The organism is Promicromonospora sp. NPDC052451 (genome assembly GCF_044547525.1).
Lineage (GTDB): Bacteria > Actinomycetota > Actinomycetes > Actinomycetales > Cellulomonadaceae > Promicromonospora.
Genome location: NZ_JBIUAP010000021.1, coordinates 1 through 15,934, shown reverse-complemented (window position 1 = coordinate 15,934; position 15,934 = coordinate 1). Strand labels below are relative to the sequence as shown.

Genomic DNA, 15,934 nt, shown 5'->3' with positions numbered 1-15,934 from the left:
CGGCCGTGTCCGGCGGGGTCAGAAGTCGAAGCCCCCGATCCCGCCGCCGTACACCGGTGGCTCGTCGTCCCCCTCGGCGCCCCACGCCTCCCAGAGGGCCGACGACGCCGCGTAGGCCGCCACCGCGGCGAGGATCGCGTCGCCCACGGCAGCGCTCAGCGCCGTCCCCGGCGCATCCGCACCGAGCGCCCGGGCGAGCGCACCCCGCTGCCCGCCCTCGACCCGTGCCGCCGCGCGCCCCAGCGTGGCCGGGGACGCGTCGGCGGGCGGTTCTCCGGTGCTGGCGGTGAGCCGTTCGCGCACCGCCTCCCGCTGCTCCGGCGTCAGCCGGGCGAAGGCGTCGGCGTGCACCCGCTCGACCGCGGGCGGCGGTGCGGAGGCGAGCATCTGCTCCGCCTCGTCGAGCCGGCTCATCGCGGGTCTCCCGGCTCGGTGTCGCGCACGATGCGATACCCCTGGTCGGCCAGCGCACGGGCCATGTGCCGGGCGTACCACGCAGGCCAGTTCTCGTCGTACACGCCGCCGAGCTCCTCCTTCTCGTGCACGCCGTGTGCCGTCGCCGCCTGCTTCAGCAGGTCGAGCAGGATCTCCTGGTCGGTGGTCATCGCCGTCACCGCCCGGGGAGGCGGGTGACCACCTGCTGGAGCACCCACTCGTTGCCGTCGGGGTCGGCGAAGGACGCGAACGACGCGTAGCTGTCGTGCTCCGGGTGCGGTCCGGGCACGCGGTGCGCGCCGCCGGCCCAGTGGAAGACGCCGTCCTCGTCGTGCCAGACCTCGCTGACGTCGGCGCCCCGCTCGGCGAGCTCGGCGCGAGCCGCGGCGACGTCGGTCACGACGAGGTGCAGGCCGCGGACCGAGCCGGGCGTGGCGTCCGTGAGGTGCTCGCCGAAGATGATCGACGCGGCCGACCCCGGCGGCGTGAGCTGCACGACCCGCAGGCCGCGCTCGGTGGCGAAGTCGGCGTCGAGCCGCCAGCCGAGCCCCGCGTAGAAGTCCTTGGCGCGGTCCACGTCGGACACGGGCAGGACGACGACCTCGAGCTTGAGTTCCATGGTTTCTCTCCGTTTCTCGGTGCTGTTTCTCGGTGGTGTTTCTCGGTGGTGGATGGAGGTCAGCGGGCCTGGAGCGGCCCGGCGAAGGACTTGCTGAGCGACGCCGGTCCCACCAGGGGGAGGAGCGCGGCGAGGAGCTTGCGCTGGAAGGTCTGCGGACGGCGCGTCAGCTCGACGTCGATGCGGCTGCCGCCGTCGTCCGGCGTGACCTGGAAGACCCAGCCGCCGCCGGGTCCGAACACCTTCGAGTCCAGCGTGGTGATGTCGACGCGTCCGCGCTCGGCGTCCCACTCGTACCGGGCGTGCTCCCAGGCGGCGGCGGTGCCCTCGGTCACCTCGGCCCAGGTGTCGCCCTGCGCGTGGACCGTGAGGTGGTCGGCGTCGATCGTGGGCCAGGCCTCGGCCCGGGCCGGGCTGAAGTCGGTCAGCACCCGCAGCGCGTCCTCCGGGCTGAGTGCGGAGGTGATGTGGAAGCGGACGGCGGTCATGACGTTCTCCTCGGTTCGTGTAACCGGTCTGATCGGTTACTGGCAATGTCAGGAACTGTGGCACAGCTTCGGTAACTCGTCAAACTGGTTACAGGGGGTTGTGCGTCACACCGGTCACCGTTCAGAATGGTTACGTGAACCACGCCTTCCCCTGCGGGACGCTCGCCCTCGACTTCCTGGGCACGCTGCGCGCCCGCCGCAATCCCGTCCCCACCGAGAAGCTCGGCACGCCGGCGCTCCTCGACGACTGGTTCGTCGAGTCCGGGATGCTCGACGCCGCCCCGCACGCCGACGAGGCGGACCTCGCGACGGCTGTCGAGCTGCGCGAGGCGCTGTACCTGCTCGTCGAGGAACGCCTCGGCGGGCGGGCGGCGCTCGCGGCGCGCGCCGAGCGGTTCGCCGTCGCCCTGGCCGCGGGTGTCGATGTGGCGGCTTCGGCCGAGCTGGCCGATGCGGCTGCGGCGGGTGCTTCCGCTGGTGCAGGCGGTTCTTCTGGTGCGGGTGCTTCTTCTGGTGTGGACGTTCCCGCTGGCGCGACTGCTCCGGGTGGCGCGACTGCTCCGGGTGGCACGCTTGCTCCCGCCGATCCCGCGGCGATCGAGGCGGCGCTCGCCGTCCTGAACCGGCACGCCGCCGAGCCGCCCTTCGTCGTCCAGCTCGAAGCGGGCGGGGCCGTGTCGGCCACCCGCCGTGCCGGCTCAGCCGCCCAGGGCCTCGCGGCGATCGCCCGTGAGGCCGTCGAGATCTTGGGCGGCCCGGACGCAGAGCTGCTGCGCGAGTGCGGCCGTCCGGAGTGCACCCAGGTCTACCTCGACCGTTCCCGCGGGCACCGCCGCGAGTGGTGCGCCATGCGGACGTGCGGCAACCGGGTCAAGGTCTCGGCCTACCGCTCCCGCCACCGCACGCCGACCCCGACGTCGACCCGCCCCTGACCCGGGCTTCCGGACGCGACGCCGCCGCCCGCCTCCCTGGTCCTCCGACGAAGAGTGCGCTTCTACCCAGTCATTGGGCCCACAATCCACTGTGATTCTGGGCCCAATGACTGGGTAGAAGCGCACTGCCGAGTTGGACCTCCCGCCGGCGCTCCCCGCCGCCCCCCGGCCCTGGCGCCCGCCCCGCCTCGTGCTGGCCCCCGGCCCCCGGGCCCCGCGCCCGCCCCGCCACAGCACCCCCAGCGCCCCACACCCCCGCCGCTTGACGCCCCGTCCCCGCCGATGCCACACTGACGCTCATCACCGGAAACGTTTCCAGTCTTCCGCACCCGCAACCTGGAAACGTTTCCAACCGGCGCCGCACCCGACGCCCGGAACCTCACGCCGAAGTGGAGAGACAGTGTCGTCATCACGCGCCACCCTCATCCAGGTGGCCCAGCGCGCCGGGGTGTCGCTCGCCTCGACGTCGAGGGCGCTGCACGGCACCGGGGCGAGCCAGGCGATGGTGGACCGGGTCCGGGCCGCAGCCGCCGAGCTCGGCTACAGCCCCGACGCCACCGGCCGCTCGCTGCGGATGAAGCGCACCTTCCAGGTCGCGTTCGCCGTCGCGGACATCGGCAACCCGGTGTACGTCGAGATGCTCACCGCGATCCACGAGGTGCTCGCGCCGCACGGCTACCGGGTGGTCGTCATGTCCACCGGGCAGACCGTCGCATCCACGGTCGACCTGGTCCGCAGCCTCGGCAGCGGGTTCGTGGACGGCCTGATCGTCAGCCCGCTGCGCACCGACGACGCGCTTGTCGAGGCGATCAAGCAGGCGCCCGTGCCCGTCGTCGTGATCGGTCGCTCGCTCGACGAGCACGGGATCGACTCCGTCTCCACGGACTCCGCGGCCGGCCTCGGCCAGGCCGTCGCGCACCTCGTCGAGATCGGACGCCGGCGCATCGGGTTCGTCAACGGCCCCCTGGACACCACCCCGGGTGCGGCGCGCCAGCGCGGGTTCGACGCCGCGACGACGGCCCCCGGCTTCCAGGGCGACCACGCCGAGACGGAGCGCGCGGCCGACTTCACCGTCTCCGCCGGGCTCGACGCCGCCCGTCGTCTGCTCGCCCGCACCCCGGCCGCCGGGCGGTTCGACGCCGTCGTCGCCGCCAACGACCTGCTCGCCATCGGCGTGATCCGGGCCGCGGGGGAGCTGAGGCTGTCGGTGCCGGGCGACCTCGCCGTCACCGGGATGGACGACACCGAGATCGGCCGGGTCTTCCAGCCCAGCCTGACCAGCGTGTCCCTCGGGTCGGCCGACCGCGGCCGCGCCGCCGCGCAGCTCGTCCTGGACCGGGTGGGCGACGCCGTCGAGCCCGCCCGGCAGATCGCCATCGGCCCCCACCTCGTGGTGCGCGAGTCCACCGCCGACACCACCGCAACCGCCGACACCGCCGTCCGCCCCGCCGCTTCGAAGGAGAAGAGCGCCCGATGACCGTCCTCGCCTCACCCCGGCCGCCGTCGCCGCCCCGGTCCGGGCGCCGTCGCGCCGCGACCGGCATGGAACGCGCCCGACGCCGCGAGGCCGCGGCGCTGGTGATGCCGTCCCTGCTGCCGATCCTGGTGCTGTCGGTGGCGCCCCTGCTCATGGGCCTGCTCCTGGCGTTCACCGACGCCGAGCTGGTGCGCCGTCCCGACTACCAGTTCGTGGGCGTCGACAACTTCACGCGGCTGGCGGGCAACTCGTTCTTCTGGGAGTCGTTCCGCATCGGCATGGTGTGGGCCGTGGCCGTGACACTGCTCCAGCTCGTCGCCGCCCTGGGGCTCGCGCAGCTGCTCAACTCCGGCCTGCAGCTGCAGGGGCTCACCCGCGTGCTCGCGCTGATCCCGTGGGCGATGCCGCCCGTCGTCGTGGCGATCATGTGGAAGATGATCTACTCGCCCAACGCCGGGCCGCTCAACGCGTTCCTCGGCTCGCTGGGCCTGCCGGACGACATCAACTGGCTCGCCGACTTCTCGACCGCGCTGCCCGCCGTCATCGTCGTCGGCGTCTGGGTGGGCATGCCGCAGACCACGGTGACCCTCCTGGCGGGGCTGCAGCAGATCCCGGCGGAGCTGCACGAGGCCGCGTCGATGGACGGCGCAGGCGCATGGCGGCGCTTCACGGCCGTGACCTGGCCGAGCCTGCGGCCCGTCGTCACCTCGATCACCTCGCTGAACTTCATCTGGAACTTCAACTCGTTCTCGCTGGTCTACGTGCTGACCGAGGGCGGGCCCGGCGGCCGCACGATGCTGCCGATGCTGTTCACGTACCTGGAGGCGTTCAAGAACCGCAACATCGGGTACGCGGCGGCGATGGGTGTCGTGCTCGTCGTCGTGGTCGTCGCGCTCCTGGCGCTCTACCTGCGGTCGCAGCTGCGCGACGACCGTGCCGAGAAGAAGGGCTGAGTCGATGCGCGCACTCGTCCGCCCCGCCCAGTACGTGGCGCTGGCCTGCTACATCCTCTTCCTGGGCTTCCCGCTGCTGTGGCTGGTCTCGGCGTCGGTGAAGTCGTCCGCCGAGCTCAACTCCCTCGTGGTGAACCTGCTGCCGCAGGAGTGGCACTGGGAGAACTACGCCGACGCCCTCGCCCGGCAGGGCCTGGTGAGCTCGGCCGCCAACAGCGCCGTCGTCGCACTGGCGTCCACCGCCCTGGTCATCCTGATCGCCCTGCCGGCGTCCTACGTGCTGGCCCGGCTCAAGGGTGCGATCCGGGCGGCCGGCGTCGGCTGGATCCTGGTGAGCCAGGTCTTCCCGGTGATCCTCGTGGTGCTGCCGCTGTTCCTGATCCTGCGGACCATCGGCCTCACCGACAGCCTGCTCGGCCTGATCCTGGTGCACACCACCTACACGCTGCCGTTCGCGCTGTGGATGCTCCAGGGCTACGTGGCCGCCATCCCCGTGGACCTCGAGGAGGCCGGGGCGATGGACGGCGGCAGCCGCCTCGTGGTGCTGCGCCGCATCGTCTTCCCGCTGCTGGCGCCCGGTGTCGTGGCGACGGCGATGTTCAGCTTCGTGTCCTCCTGGAACGAGTTCTTCTTCGCGCTCGTCCTGCTCCAGTCGCCCGAGAACTACACCCTGCCCATCACGCTGTCGACGTTCATCGGCGGCGAGGGCAAGGTCGCGCTCGGTCCGCTCGCCGCGGGCTCCGTGCTCGCCGCGATCCCCAGCATCGTCTTCTTCTCGATCATGCAGAAGAAGCTCATCGGCGGCCTCATGGCCGGGGCGGTCAAGGGATGACCAGCCTCCGCCGCCGCACGTGCACCACCGACCCGAAAGGCAGACCCATGAAGTCTCGTGGAGTGTTCATCGCTGCATGCCTCACGACCAGCACCCTCCTGCTCGCCGCCTGCGGCAGCGGGGACGCCGCCGACGACGGCCCCGTGACCCTGAAGTTCCAGGCGCTGTCCGACCAGCCGGCCGCGATCGCCGCGACCGAGCAGATCGTCGAGGACTGGAACACCGAGAACCCCGACGTCCAGGTCGAGATCGTGCCGGCGGGCTGGGACGGCGTGTACGACAAGCTGATCACCCAGTTCAACGGCGGTGCCGCGCCGGACATCATCCACTACGAGGCCGCGAGCATCGTGTCCTTCGCCCGCGACGGCTACCTCGCCGACCTCACCGACCTCATGTCGGACGAGCGCCGCGCGGACATCCCCGAGGGCATCCTCGAGTCGGTCACCGTGGACGACCAGGTGGTCGCCTACCCGACCGAGCTGCAGTCGTACGTGGTGTTCGCCAACCGGGCCCTGCTGGAGGACGCCGGGGTCGAGATCCCGACGGGCGACACCATGACCTGGGACGAGCTGCGTGAGATCGCGCAGGCCACCACGAAGGGCGACGTCTACGGCCTCGGCTGGGGCCTGTCGAGCCCGACGGCGGCGTTCATGTCGCTCGCGCCCGGGTTCGGCGGCACGTACTTCGAGGGCACGGGCGAGGATGCCGCCGTGACCATCGGCGACGGCGAGATGGCCCTGCCGGAGCTGGTGTACGCCATGGCCTACGACGACGAGTCGATCCTGCCCGTCACGCTGACCCAGTCCGGGTCGGAGGCCATCGCCTCCTTCTACGCCGGGCAGACCGCGATGACCGTGCAGGGTTCCTACCAGGCCGCGAACATCGCCAAGGACGCCCCCGAGGGCTTCGACTGGGTGGCGCTGCCGCCGCTGGCCGGCCCCGAGGGCGCGCAGCAGGCCGCCAACCCGCAGACCCTGTCGGTCAACATCGACTCCGAGCACGTCGAGGAGTCCGCGCAGTTCATCGAGTTCTTCACGCAGACCGAGCACCTGGCCGCGCTCAACGAGGCGGACGCCCTGATCCCGGCCACGACGTCGGCCCAGGAGGCCCTCACGGAGAAGCTCGGTGACGAGAACGGCTGGAGCACGATCCTGGCCGGCGGCCAGCACTTCGTCTCCGCCCCATACCTGTTCGCCGACTCCTACGCGCAGTGGAAGGACACGGTGGCGACGCCGGCCTACCAGCGCTACCTGGCGCAGGAGACCGACGAGGCGGAGCTCGCCGACCAGCTCACGAGCGGCTGGGACGAGATCACGCAGTGACGACGGACCGACACTGACCGACGCAGGAACGACGAGGGAGAGAATCCGTGAGCTGGTTGGAGGACCGGTCGGTGGCCGTCATCACCGGGGCCGCCGTGGGTGACGCCCTCGGTGGTGCCACCGAGGGCTGGACGCCGGAGCAGATCGAGGAGCGGCACGGGGGCCGCGTGCGCGGCATCGTCGGGCCCTGGTACCCGAACTGGCAGGACGCCCGCCCCATCGCCCCGTACCACAAGGGCGACGGGCACATCACGGACGACACCCTCATGACCAGGGCGCTCGTCGAGGTGTACGCCAAGCGGCGCGCGCACCTGGACGCGTACGCCATGGCCGAGGACCTGGTGCCGCTGATGATCGGCGAGCCCCGCTGGATCCCGGAGCTCGAGTCGACGGCGCTGCTGCTCCAGCGGGTGTTCCTCGCCGAGAAGTGGCTGGTGGCCCGGCTGCACTACGGGCACGTGGACCCGCGCGAGGCGGGCGTCGGCAACGTCGTCAACTGCGGGGCTGCGATGTACGCCGCGCCCGTCGGGCTGGCGAACGCGGGCGACCCCCGCGGCGCCTACGCCGAGGCCATCGACCTCACGGGCGCCCACCAGTCCAGCTACGGCCGCGAGGCGGCCGGGGTCTTCGCGGCGATGGTCGCGGCCTCGGTCGCCCCGGGGGCCACGCTGGACGACGTCGTGACCGCCGCCCTGGACGTGGCGCACGACGGGACGGCGGCCGCCCTCCGCGCCGTCGTCGACGCCGTCGACGGCTGGCCCGAGCCGCCCAGGACCGACGACGAGGAACGCCGCCTCGCCCGCCTCGTGCGGGAGGTCGTGGCACCGTACGACTCGGTGGGGCCGGAGTACCGGCAGATGTCGATGGACGCGCGCCGGCCGTCGCGGACCAAGTCGATCGAGGAGCTGCCGGTCGCGCTCGGCCTGCTGCTCGCCCACCGCGGTGACTACCGCGGTGCCGTGCTCGCCGCCGTGAACTACGGCCGCGACGCCGACTCCATCGCCGTCATGGCCGGTGCGGTCGCCGCCGGGCTGGGCGGCAGCGGCGTCGTCCCTGCCGAGTGGCTGGACGAGGTCGAGGCCGCCAGCAAGATGGACGTCCGCGAGACAGGCCGCCTCATGGCCTCGGCGGCGACCGACATCCTGCGGGCGGATCGTGAGCGGGCGCTGTCCCGGCTCACGGCCCTCGACGCGGTCGGGGCGGGTGACCCCGCGTGAGGCTGACCTGGGCCCAGCCGGAGGATCTCCTGGCGCACGAGCTGGTCCAGTCGGCGCACGAGGGCAAGGACGTCGCCGACGTGCGCGACCGCTGGGTCGCGGCGGGCGGCGAGCCGACGCCCGCGGTGAGCGGCGCCGGACCGGTCCCCGCGCCCCCGGCGCTGCGGAACCTCGCCCGGACGCTGCTCGACGAGCTCGACGCCCGGCCCGCCCCCGCGGCCCCGAACGAGCCGGACACCTGGGAGCAGGTCGAGGCGCTGCTGCCGCCCGCGCCCGACCTGCCGCGTCGTCCGGCCGGCGCGGAGCCGGAGGCGGCGTACGCGACCCGGGTCGCCGGTGCCTGGACGGGCCGCGCGGCCGGCTGCCTGCTCGGCAAGCCCGTGGAGAAGATCCCGCGGCAGGGCATCGAGGAGATCCTGCGCGCGACCGGCCGCTGGCCGCTGACGCGCTACTTCACGGCCGTCGGCCTGCCCGACGACGTCGCCGCCCGGTGGCCGTGGAACCGCCGGTCGGCGCCGACGTCGCTGGAGGAGAACATCGCCGGGATGCCCGAGGACGACGACCTCAACTACCCGATCCTCGCGCTCGCGCTCCTGGAACGGCACGGCCGCGCCTTCACCACGGACGACGTGGCGCAGCTCTGGCTCGACAACCTGCCCGCCGGCCGCACCTTCACGGCCGAGCGCGCCGCCTACCGGAACATCCTCGACGGCCGGCCCGTGCCGGAGACGGCCACGCACCACAACCCGTTCCGCGAGTGGATCGGCGCGCTCATCCGCACCGACCTGCTCGGCTGGGTCACGCCCGGCGACGTGCGCGGCGCGGCCCGCCTGGCCTGGGCCGACGCCCGCCTGAGCCATACCCGCAACGGCGTCTACGGGGCGGCGTGGGCGGCGGCCCTCGCCGCGGCGGCCGTGGTCGCCGACGACGTCGAGCACGTGCTGGACGCCGCGGACGCCGTCGTGCCGCCGGGCAGCCGGCTGGCCGCCGCCGTGCGGCTCGGACGCGCACTGGGGCGCGAGTGCGACGGCAGCGAGGCGGGCGTCCGCGCCGGGCTCGACCGGCTGCACGCCGAGTACGGGCACCTGCACTGGGTGCACACCCTGAACAACGCGGCGGTGATCGCGTTCGCGCTCACCGCGGGCCGGGGTGCGTTCGGGCCGAGCGTCTCGATCGCCGTCACCGCCGGGTGGGACACCGACTCCGCGGCGGCGACCGTCGGCGGCGTGGTCGGGGCGCTGCACCCCGACGGGATCGGCGAGCAGTGGGCGGCGCCCCTGGACGGCCGCATCGCGACGTCCCTGCCGGGCGGGGAGCAGCGCGTCGCGGACCTCGCGGCGCGCACGGTGGCCCTGGCCGGAGGCGCGGCATGACCGGGCGGGTCGTGGTCGTCGGCTCGGCCAACGTGGACCTGGTGGTGGACGTGCCCCGGCACCCCGCCGGCGGCGAGACGATCCTGGGCGGCGACCTGCGCCGCACACCGGGTGGCAAGGGCGCCAACCAGGCCGTGGCGGCGGCACGGGCCGGGGGCGCGGACACCACGTTCGTGGGCGCCCTGGGCCGGGACGACTCCGCCGAGCTGCTGCTCGCCTCGCTCGGCGGTGCGGGCGTGCGCACCGACACCGTGGACCGCGTCGACGCCCCGACGGGCACCGCCCTGATCACCGTGTCGCCCGACGGCGAGAACGCCATCGTCGTGGCCCCCGGCGCCAACTCGCGGGTGCGGGTCGGCGCGGCGCAGGCCCGCCGGATCGCGGCCGCGGACGTGGTGCTGGCACAGCTCGAGATCCCGCTCGGCACCGTGGTGGCCGCGGCCCGGGAGCGTCGTGAGGGTGCGCTGTTCGTGCTCAACGCGGCGCCCTCCCGGGAGCTGCCCGAGGCGCTGTGGGAGCAGGTCGACGTGCTCGTCGTCAACGAGCACGAAGCGGCGGACCTGGTGGACGACGCCGCCGACGGCACGCCCGAGGCCCTCGCCACAGCCCTCCTGGACCGGGTGCCCGCGGTGGTCATGACCCTCGGCTCGCACGGCAGCCTCGTCGCCCGGCGGGGCGGGGAGCAGGTGCGGGTCCCGGCCGCGCGGGTCGAGGCCGTCGACACCACCGGCGCGGGCGACACCTCCTGCGGCGTCCTCGCCGCGGCGCTGGCCCGCACCGGGCTCGCCGGCCTCGCGCAGGCGGCGCGGCTGGCCGGGGCGGCCGGGGCGCTCGCCGTCACCCGGCCCGGGGCACAGGACGCCGTGCCGGACGCCGCCGACGTGGCAGCGCTGGCCGAGACACTGGGAAAGGCACCATGAGCTACACCTTCGACCCGCTGGTCCCGCGGCCGATCGACCGGCCGACGGACGTCGTCGTCGGGCCGCTGACCGCCGAGCGGAGCGCGGCGCTGGACGAGGCCAAGATCTTCTCGGGTCCCGCGGACCCTGCCGACCGCCCGGCGTGGCGCGAGATGCTGCGGGCCTGGCGGTCCGACGCCCGGGCCCGCCACGGATACACGGGCGCCGCCTACGCACGGCCCGAGGCGGCGTGGGCCGCGCGGTGCAGCACCGTGGCGCAGGTGTGGCTGTGGGACGAGCTGCTCTACTCGTTCGAGGAGCGCCGGTTCACGCCCGAGCGGTTCCTGGCCGACGCCGCCGAGCGGTTCGGCGGCCTGGACGCCGTCGTGCTGTGGCACGCGTACCCGGTGATCGGGCTGGACGACCGCAACCAGTGGGACTTCTACCGCGACGTGCCCGGCCTGGACGCGCTGGTGGCGACGTTCCACGAGGCCGGGATGCACGTGTTCGTGGACTACAACCCGTGGGACGTCGGCACGCGGCGCGGGGCCGACGACCTCACCGAGCTCGCCGCGGTCGTGGCCGAGCTCGGGGCGGACGGCGTCTTCCTGGACACGCTGAAGAAGGCCGAGCCCGAGCTCGTGGCGCGGCTGGAGGCGGCGCGGCCCGGGATCGTGCTGGAGGGCGAGTCCAAGCTGCCCGTCGAGCGGATCGAGGACCACTCCTCGTCCTGGGCGCAGTTCTTCGCCGACTCGCCGGTGCCGGGCGTGCTGCGGGCGCACTGGTACGAGCGCCGACACATGCAGCACCACGTGCGGCGCTGGCACCGGGACCACTCCGAGGAGCTGCAGTCCGCGTGGCTGAACGGCGTGGGCGTGATGGTGTGGGAGGTCGTGTTCGGGGTGTGGGTGGGCTGGTCCCGGCGCGACGCCGCGACGGTGCGTCGCCTGGTGACCGTCCAGCGCGCGGCGCGCGACCTGCTGCTCGACGGCGAGTGGACGCCGCTGGCGCCGCTCTCACCGGACGCCGAGGCCGCGGGCGTGTACGCCTCGACGTGGTCGCTCGACGGCGTGACGCTCTGGACGCTGGTGAACCGCGGGGAGTCGGACTACGCGGGGCAGGTGCTGGCCACGGAGGCCGCGGAGCGGGCGTCGGGGCGGCTGTTCCCGTTCACGGACGGACAGGCTGGCAGCGCGCCTGGCACGTCGGCCGACGTCGTCGTGCCCGGGCGGGGCATCGCCGCGCTGCTGCACGTCGCCGACGGTGTCGCGGACCCGGCCTGGCTGCCGGACCTGCTCGACGCCCTCGCGGCGGTCCCGCACGACCCCGACGCCCGGTTCCCGCACCGCCTCGCCCGCCGCGTGGGCGAGGCGGCCGCACAGGTCACCCCGGTGACGTACGCGCCGGTCGGGTCGGTTCCGCCGTCGGGTACGTCCGAGCCGGACGCCGTCGTCGTACCGCAGGGCGCCTACGCCCTGACCGTCCGCTACCGCGCCCGGGAGACCGGTATGTACCAGGGCGCGCCGTACGTGGACGAGTGGAAGCCGCTGCCGCCGCGCCTGCACGACGCGCGCACGCTCCAGCGCGACGGCACGCTGCCCGCGCCGGTCGCGGTGGCCGCGGCGGAGGTGACGAACGCGCAGTTCGCGGAGTTCCTGGCCGCGACGGGCTACACGCCCGCCCAGCCGCACCGGTTCCTGGCGCACTGGGCCGGTGGCGTGCCGGCGGCGGGCGACGAGCCCGTCACCTACGTCGACCTCGACGACGCCCGCGCCTACTGCGCGTGGCGCGGCGGTCGGCTGCCCACGGAGGACGAGTGGCAGCTCGCGGGGGAGGCCGCGCCCGGTCTCTTCGGCGTCGCACGGCCGGGCACCGGCGTCTGGAACTGGACCGAGAGCGAGCACAGCGACGGACGCACCCGGTTCGTCATGCTCAAGGGCGGCAGCGACTACCGGGCCGCGGACTCGGACTGGTACGTCGAGGGCGGGCGGCACGCGCCGGACTACTCGGTGAAGCTGCTGCTCCCGGGGCTCGGGCTGGCGCGGAGCGCGACGGTGGGGTTCCGGTGCGCGTGGGAGGTGCGGGCATGAGCGTCTCGCGGGACGCCGCCGACGGCGCCCTGGCGGGCCTGCGCGTCGTGGACGCGTCCACGCTGTTCGCCGGTCCGATGGCCGCGATGCACCTGGGCGACCTGGGGGCGTCGGTCGTGAAGGTGGAGCATCCCGAGCGGCCCGACCCGTCCCGTACGCACGGTGCGGCCAAGGACGGCGTCAACCTCTGGTGGAAGACGCTGGGCCGCAACAAGCGCACGATCACGGCGAACCTGGGGTCGGACGGCGGGCGCGAGGTGTTCCTGGCGCTGGCCGAGCGGTCCGACGTCGTGATCGAGAACTTCCGGCCCGGCACGCTGGAGCGCTGGGGGCTGGGGTACGAGGAGCTGTCGGCGCGCAACCCTCGCCTGGTGCTCGCGCGCGTCTCGGGCTTCGGTCAGACCGGGCCCTACCGCACGCGGCCGGGATTCGGCACGCTGGCCGAGGCGATGAGCGGGTTCGCCGCGATGACCGGCGAGCCCGACGGTCCGCCCACCCTGCCGCCCTTCGGCCTGGCCGACGGCGTCGCGTCGCTGGCCACGGCGTTCGCGATCATGACGGCACTCTCCGCGCGCGAGCGGACCGGGCGCGGGCAGGTCGTGGACACCGCGATCGTGGAGCCGATCCTGGCGATGCTCGGGCCGCAGATCACGCGCTGGGACCAGCTCGGCACGGTGCAGGCGCGGACCGGCAACCGGTCGAGCAACAACGCGCCCCGCAACACCTACCGCACGAGCGACGGGCACTGGGTGGCCGTCTCGACGTCGGCCCAGTCGATCGCGGAGCGCGTGATGCGCCTGGTGGGGCGGCCGGAGCTCGTGGACGAGCCGTGGTTCGCGCGCGGCGTGGACCGGGCGCGGCACGCGGACGAGCTCGACGAGGCGGTCGGGGGCTGGATCTCCCGCCGGACACGGGAGGAGGTCGTGGCGGCGTTCGAGGAGGCCCAGGCCGCGGTGGCCCCCGTGTACGACGCGCGCGACATCGTGGCCGACCCGCAGTTCCGGGCGCTCGGGACGATCCACGAGATCGAGGATCCCGAGCTGGGGCCGATGCTCATGCAGGGGCCGCTGTTCCGGCTCTCGGAGAACGACGGCGTCATCGGCTTCACGGGCCGCCCGCACGGCGCGGACACGGACGAGGTGCTGGGGGAGCTGGGGTTCTCGCCGGCGCGGGTGGCGGCGTTGCGCGCGGAGGGGGCGATATGACCCGGACGGCCGGCGCTCCGCCGCTGACCCTGCTGTACGTGCCCGCCGACCGGCCCGACCGGGTGGCCAAGGCGCTGGCCTCTGCCGCCGACGCGGTGCTGGTCGACCTGGAGGACGCCGTCGCGCCGTCGCGCAAGGGGGAGGCGCGCGAGAACGCCGGGCGGATCCTCGCGGGGCCGGCGGGATCCGGCGCGGGCGCCGGCCGGCCGGCCGGGGCGGTCCAGGTGCGGATCAACCACCGCAGCACGCCGTGGCACGCCGACGACGTCGCACTGCTCGGCTCGTTGCCGCCCGGGATCGGCGTGCGGGTGCCCAAGGTGGAGTCGGCCGGTGAGGTGCGCGAGCTCGCGGAGGCGCTGCCGGGCCGGGCGCTGCACCTGCTGGTCGAGTCGGCGCTCGGCGTCGAGCGGGCGTTCGAGCTGGCCGCGGCGTCGCCGCAGGTCGCCTCGATCGGCCTGGGCGAGGCGGACCTGCGCTCCGACCTGCGGGTCTCCGACGACGCGGGCCTGACCTGGGCGCGCAGCCGCGTGGTAGTCGCGGCGCGGGCGGCGGGGCTGGCACCGCCGGTGATGTCGGCGTACACGAACGTGCGCGACCTGGACGGGCTGGCGGCGTCGTGCCTGGTGGGGCGGCGGCTGGGTTTCTCCGGGCGGACGGCGATCCACCCCGGGCAGCTCGACACGATCCGGGCGGCGTTCCTGCCGTCGGCCGCCGAGGTGGCGGCCGCGCGGGAGGTGCTCGACCGGGTGCGTGGTGCCGCGGCCGAGGGGGTCGGGGCCGTGGCGCTGGAGGACGGGACGTTTCTCGACGTGGCGATGGTGGAGCGGGCGCGGTGGGTGGTGGGGCTGGGGCAGGGCTGACGCTTGGCAGGACCCCCGCGAAGCGATAGATTTCTATCGTTCTTCGATAGGAGGGTCATGAATCCGCTCGTGACACGGCTTCTGCGGCTCGTGATCGTCGTACTGCTGCTGGGAACCCTGCTGGTTCAGCTGGTGGTGCTCCCGGAGCTCTCGGCCGGTGTCGCATCGGCCTATCCCGAGACTGCGCGCCTCCGCGCGCCCACCCTCGCCTGGTCGGTGGCCGTGCTGGTGCCCGCCAGATGGTGCTCGTGGGCATCTGGCAGCTTCTCGGCCTGGTCGGTCGCGACGCCGTGTTCTCGCTCGGCGCGTTCCGGTGGGTCGACCTGATGATCTGGGCCTCCGCCGGATCCTGCGTGCTGGCGCTCGGCCTCCTGGGGTGGCTGACGGTGCAGACCCTGGACCACGGGATGCAGCCCGGGATCGGGCTCGCGCTCATCGGGTGCGCCGTGCTGGCGGGCGGGGTCGCGCTCCTCGTTGCCGTCCTGCGTGGCCTGCTCGTCAAGGCAGTCGGGTGGAAGGGCGAGGCGACGGCGCTCCGGGCCGAGCTCGACGAGGTGATCTGATGCCGATCGTCGTGGACATCGACGTCATGCTCGCCCGCCGCAAGATGTCGGTGGGGGAGCTGGCCGATCGGGTCGGGATCACCCCCGCGAACCTCGCGGTCCTGAAGAACGGGCGCGCGAAGGCAGTCCGGTTCAGCACTCTCGAGGCGCTCTGCGTGGCGCTCGAGTGTCAGCCGGGGGATCTTGTGCGCTATGTGCCGGGCGGCGACGCTGTGTCGTCGGAGGGCTGACGGGTCGTGGAATCTGCTGGTGGGGATGGGGTTGTTCGGCGAGCACATCGAACAGGTGTGCCATAGGATGATGGTATGACGCGATCGGGTGAGGTGCGGGGACTGGCGGGCGGGCAGCCTGCCGGGTCGGTGCTGCCTGATGGTGGGCTGCCTGATGGTGGGCTGCCCAAGGGTGGGCTGCCCGGTGATGTGTTGCTTGATGGTGGGCTGCCGGCCGGTGGCGGTGGTGGGTCTGGTGCGTCGCTGCTCGGTGAGATTGGTGCAGGCATCGGGGTGGCGGATGTGCGGGGGGTGCGGGAGGCGCTGGCGGGGATGATTCTGCCGGGTGCCTCTGACACGTCCGTGTCGGGCCTGGTCTCGCGGGAGGTCCAGGGCGAGTGGGTGGATCTGCTGGGTGAGTTGGAGGCGGTGAAGGCTGCGGTGACCGCGACGCAGGCCC

At 73.8% G+C, this 15,934-nt stretch carries 17 protein-coding genes and 1 pseudogene; 14 read left to right on the top strand and 4 right to left on the bottom strand.

What is annotated here, in order from left to right; genetic code table 11:
- Positions 1–18: 18 nt before the first annotated feature.
- From ACIG47_RS25255 to ACIG47_RS25240, 4 genes are read right to left on the bottom strand one after another with little or no spacing between them, the layout of a single operon-like run.
- Entirely contained in the window at positions 19–414 is a 396-nt protein-coding gene (locus ACIG47_RS25255; RefSeq protein ID WP_397410936.1) for a hypothetical protein, read from the bottom strand.
- Positions 411–605 carry a hypothetical protein gene (locus ACIG47_RS25250; protein ID WP_397410935.1) on the bottom strand — a complete coding sequence of 65 codons (195 nt, stop codon included), beginning with the start codon at positions 603–605 and terminating at the stop codon, positions 411–413. Before ACIG47_RS25250 ends, ACIG47_RS25255 begins: the two co-directional genes overlap by 4 nt.
- A gap of 5 nt (positions 606–610) precedes the next feature.
- The gene (locus tag ACIG47_RS25245; protein ID WP_397410933.1) at positions 611–1,054 is read right to left on the bottom strand and encodes a VOC family protein; all 444 of its coding nucleotides are present in this window, start codon (positions 1,052–1,054) and stop codon (positions 611–613) included.
- 59 nt (positions 1,055–1,113) lie between these two features.
- The gene (locus ACIG47_RS25240; protein WP_397433830.1) at positions 1,114–1,542 is read right to left on the bottom strand and encodes an SRPBCC family protein; all 429 of its coding nucleotides are present in this window, start codon (positions 1,540–1,542) and stop codon (positions 1,114–1,116) included.
- A 134-nt stretch (positions 1,543–1,676) separates the two neighbouring features.
- Between ACIG47_RS25240 and ACIG47_RS25235 the strand changes: the two genes are divergently transcribed.
- The 14 genes and pseudogenes from ACIG47_RS25235 to ACIG47_RS25170 all read left to right on the top strand — a co-directional run.
- A complete protein-coding gene (locus ACIG47_RS25235) occupies positions 1,677–2,474 on the top strand; it encodes a CGNR zinc finger domain-containing protein (RefSeq protein WP_397433829.1) in 798 nt (265 codons plus the stop codon).
- 400 nt (positions 2,475–2,874) lie between these two features.
- Complete coding sequence (locus ACIG47_RS25230; protein WP_397433828.1) at positions 2,875–3,951, top strand: LacI family DNA-binding transcriptional regulator; 1,077 nt, start codon at positions 2,875–2,877, stop codon at positions 3,949–3,951.
- Positions 3,948–4,904 carry a carbohydrate ABC transporter permease gene (locus ACIG47_RS25225; protein WP_397433827.1) on the top strand — a complete coding sequence of 319 codons (957 nt, stop codon included), beginning with the start codon at positions 3,948–3,950 and terminating at the stop codon, positions 4,902–4,904. Before ACIG47_RS25230 ends, ACIG47_RS25225 begins: the two co-directional genes overlap by 4 nt.
- 4 nt (positions 4,905–4,908) lie before the next feature.
- Entirely contained in the window at positions 4,909–5,736 is an 828-nt protein-coding gene (locus tag ACIG47_RS25220) for a carbohydrate ABC transporter permease (protein ID WP_397410926.1), read from the top strand.
- A gap of 47 nt (positions 5,737–5,783) precedes the next feature.
- Entirely contained in the window at positions 5,784–7,058 is a 1,275-nt protein-coding gene (locus ACIG47_RS25215; protein ID WP_397433826.1) for an ABC transporter substrate-binding protein, read from the top strand.
- 47 nt (positions 7,059–7,105) lie between these two features.
- On the top strand, positions 7,106–8,275 hold the full coding sequence (locus ACIG47_RS25210) for an ADP-ribosylglycohydrolase family protein (RefSeq protein ID WP_397433825.1): 1,170 nt from the start codon (positions 7,106–7,108) through the stop codon (positions 8,273–8,275).
- The gene (locus ACIG47_RS25205; protein WP_397433824.1) at positions 8,272–9,648 is read left to right on the top strand and encodes an ADP-ribosylglycohydrolase family protein; all 1,377 of its coding nucleotides are present in this window, start codon (positions 8,272–8,274) and stop codon (positions 9,646–9,648) included. The genes ACIG47_RS25210 and ACIG47_RS25205 overlap by 4 nt, the downstream gene beginning before the upstream one ends.
- Positions 9,645–10,568, top strand: coding sequence for a ribokinase (locus ACIG47_RS25200; RefSeq protein WP_397433823.1), 924 nt, complete (start codon positions 9,645–9,647; stop codon positions 10,566–10,568). Before ACIG47_RS25205 ends, ACIG47_RS25200 begins: the two co-directional genes overlap by 4 nt.
- Positions 10,565–12,637, top strand: a complete 2,073-nt coding sequence (locus ACIG47_RS25195) for an SUMF1/EgtB/PvdO family nonheme iron enzyme (protein ID WP_397433821.1) — start codon at positions 10,565–10,567, stop codon at positions 12,635–12,637. The genes ACIG47_RS25200 and ACIG47_RS25195 overlap by 4 nt, the downstream gene beginning before the upstream one ends.
- Positions 12,634–13,842, top strand: coding sequence for a CaiB/BaiF CoA transferase family protein (locus tag ACIG47_RS25190; RefSeq protein ID WP_397433820.1), 1,209 nt, complete (start codon positions 12,634–12,636; stop codon positions 13,840–13,842). The genes ACIG47_RS25195 and ACIG47_RS25190 overlap by 4 nt, the downstream gene beginning before the upstream one ends.
- Complete coding sequence (locus ACIG47_RS25185) at positions 13,839–14,702, top strand: HpcH/HpaI aldolase/citrate lyase family protein (protein WP_397433819.1); 864 nt, start codon at positions 13,839–13,841, stop codon at positions 14,700–14,702. The genes ACIG47_RS25190 and ACIG47_RS25185 overlap by 4 nt, the downstream gene beginning before the upstream one ends.
- Before the next feature lie 239 nt (positions 14,703–14,941).
- Complete coding sequence (locus tag ACIG47_RS25180) at positions 14,942–15,265, top strand: DUF2975 domain-containing protein (RefSeq protein ID WP_397433817.1); 324 nt, start codon at positions 14,942–14,944, stop codon at positions 15,263–15,265.
- Positions 15,265–15,495: a helix-turn-helix domain-containing protein gene (locus ACIG47_RS25175; RefSeq protein WP_397433816.1), complete on the top strand. Its 231-nt coding sequence runs from the start codon at positions 15,265–15,267 to the stop codon at positions 15,493–15,495. The genes ACIG47_RS25180 and ACIG47_RS25175 overlap by 1 nt, the downstream gene beginning before the upstream one ends.
- A gap of 75 nt (positions 15,496–15,570) precedes the next feature.
- A pseudogene (locus ACIG47_RS25170) lies at positions 15,571–15,934 on the top strand (hypothetical protein); the annotation flags it as partial.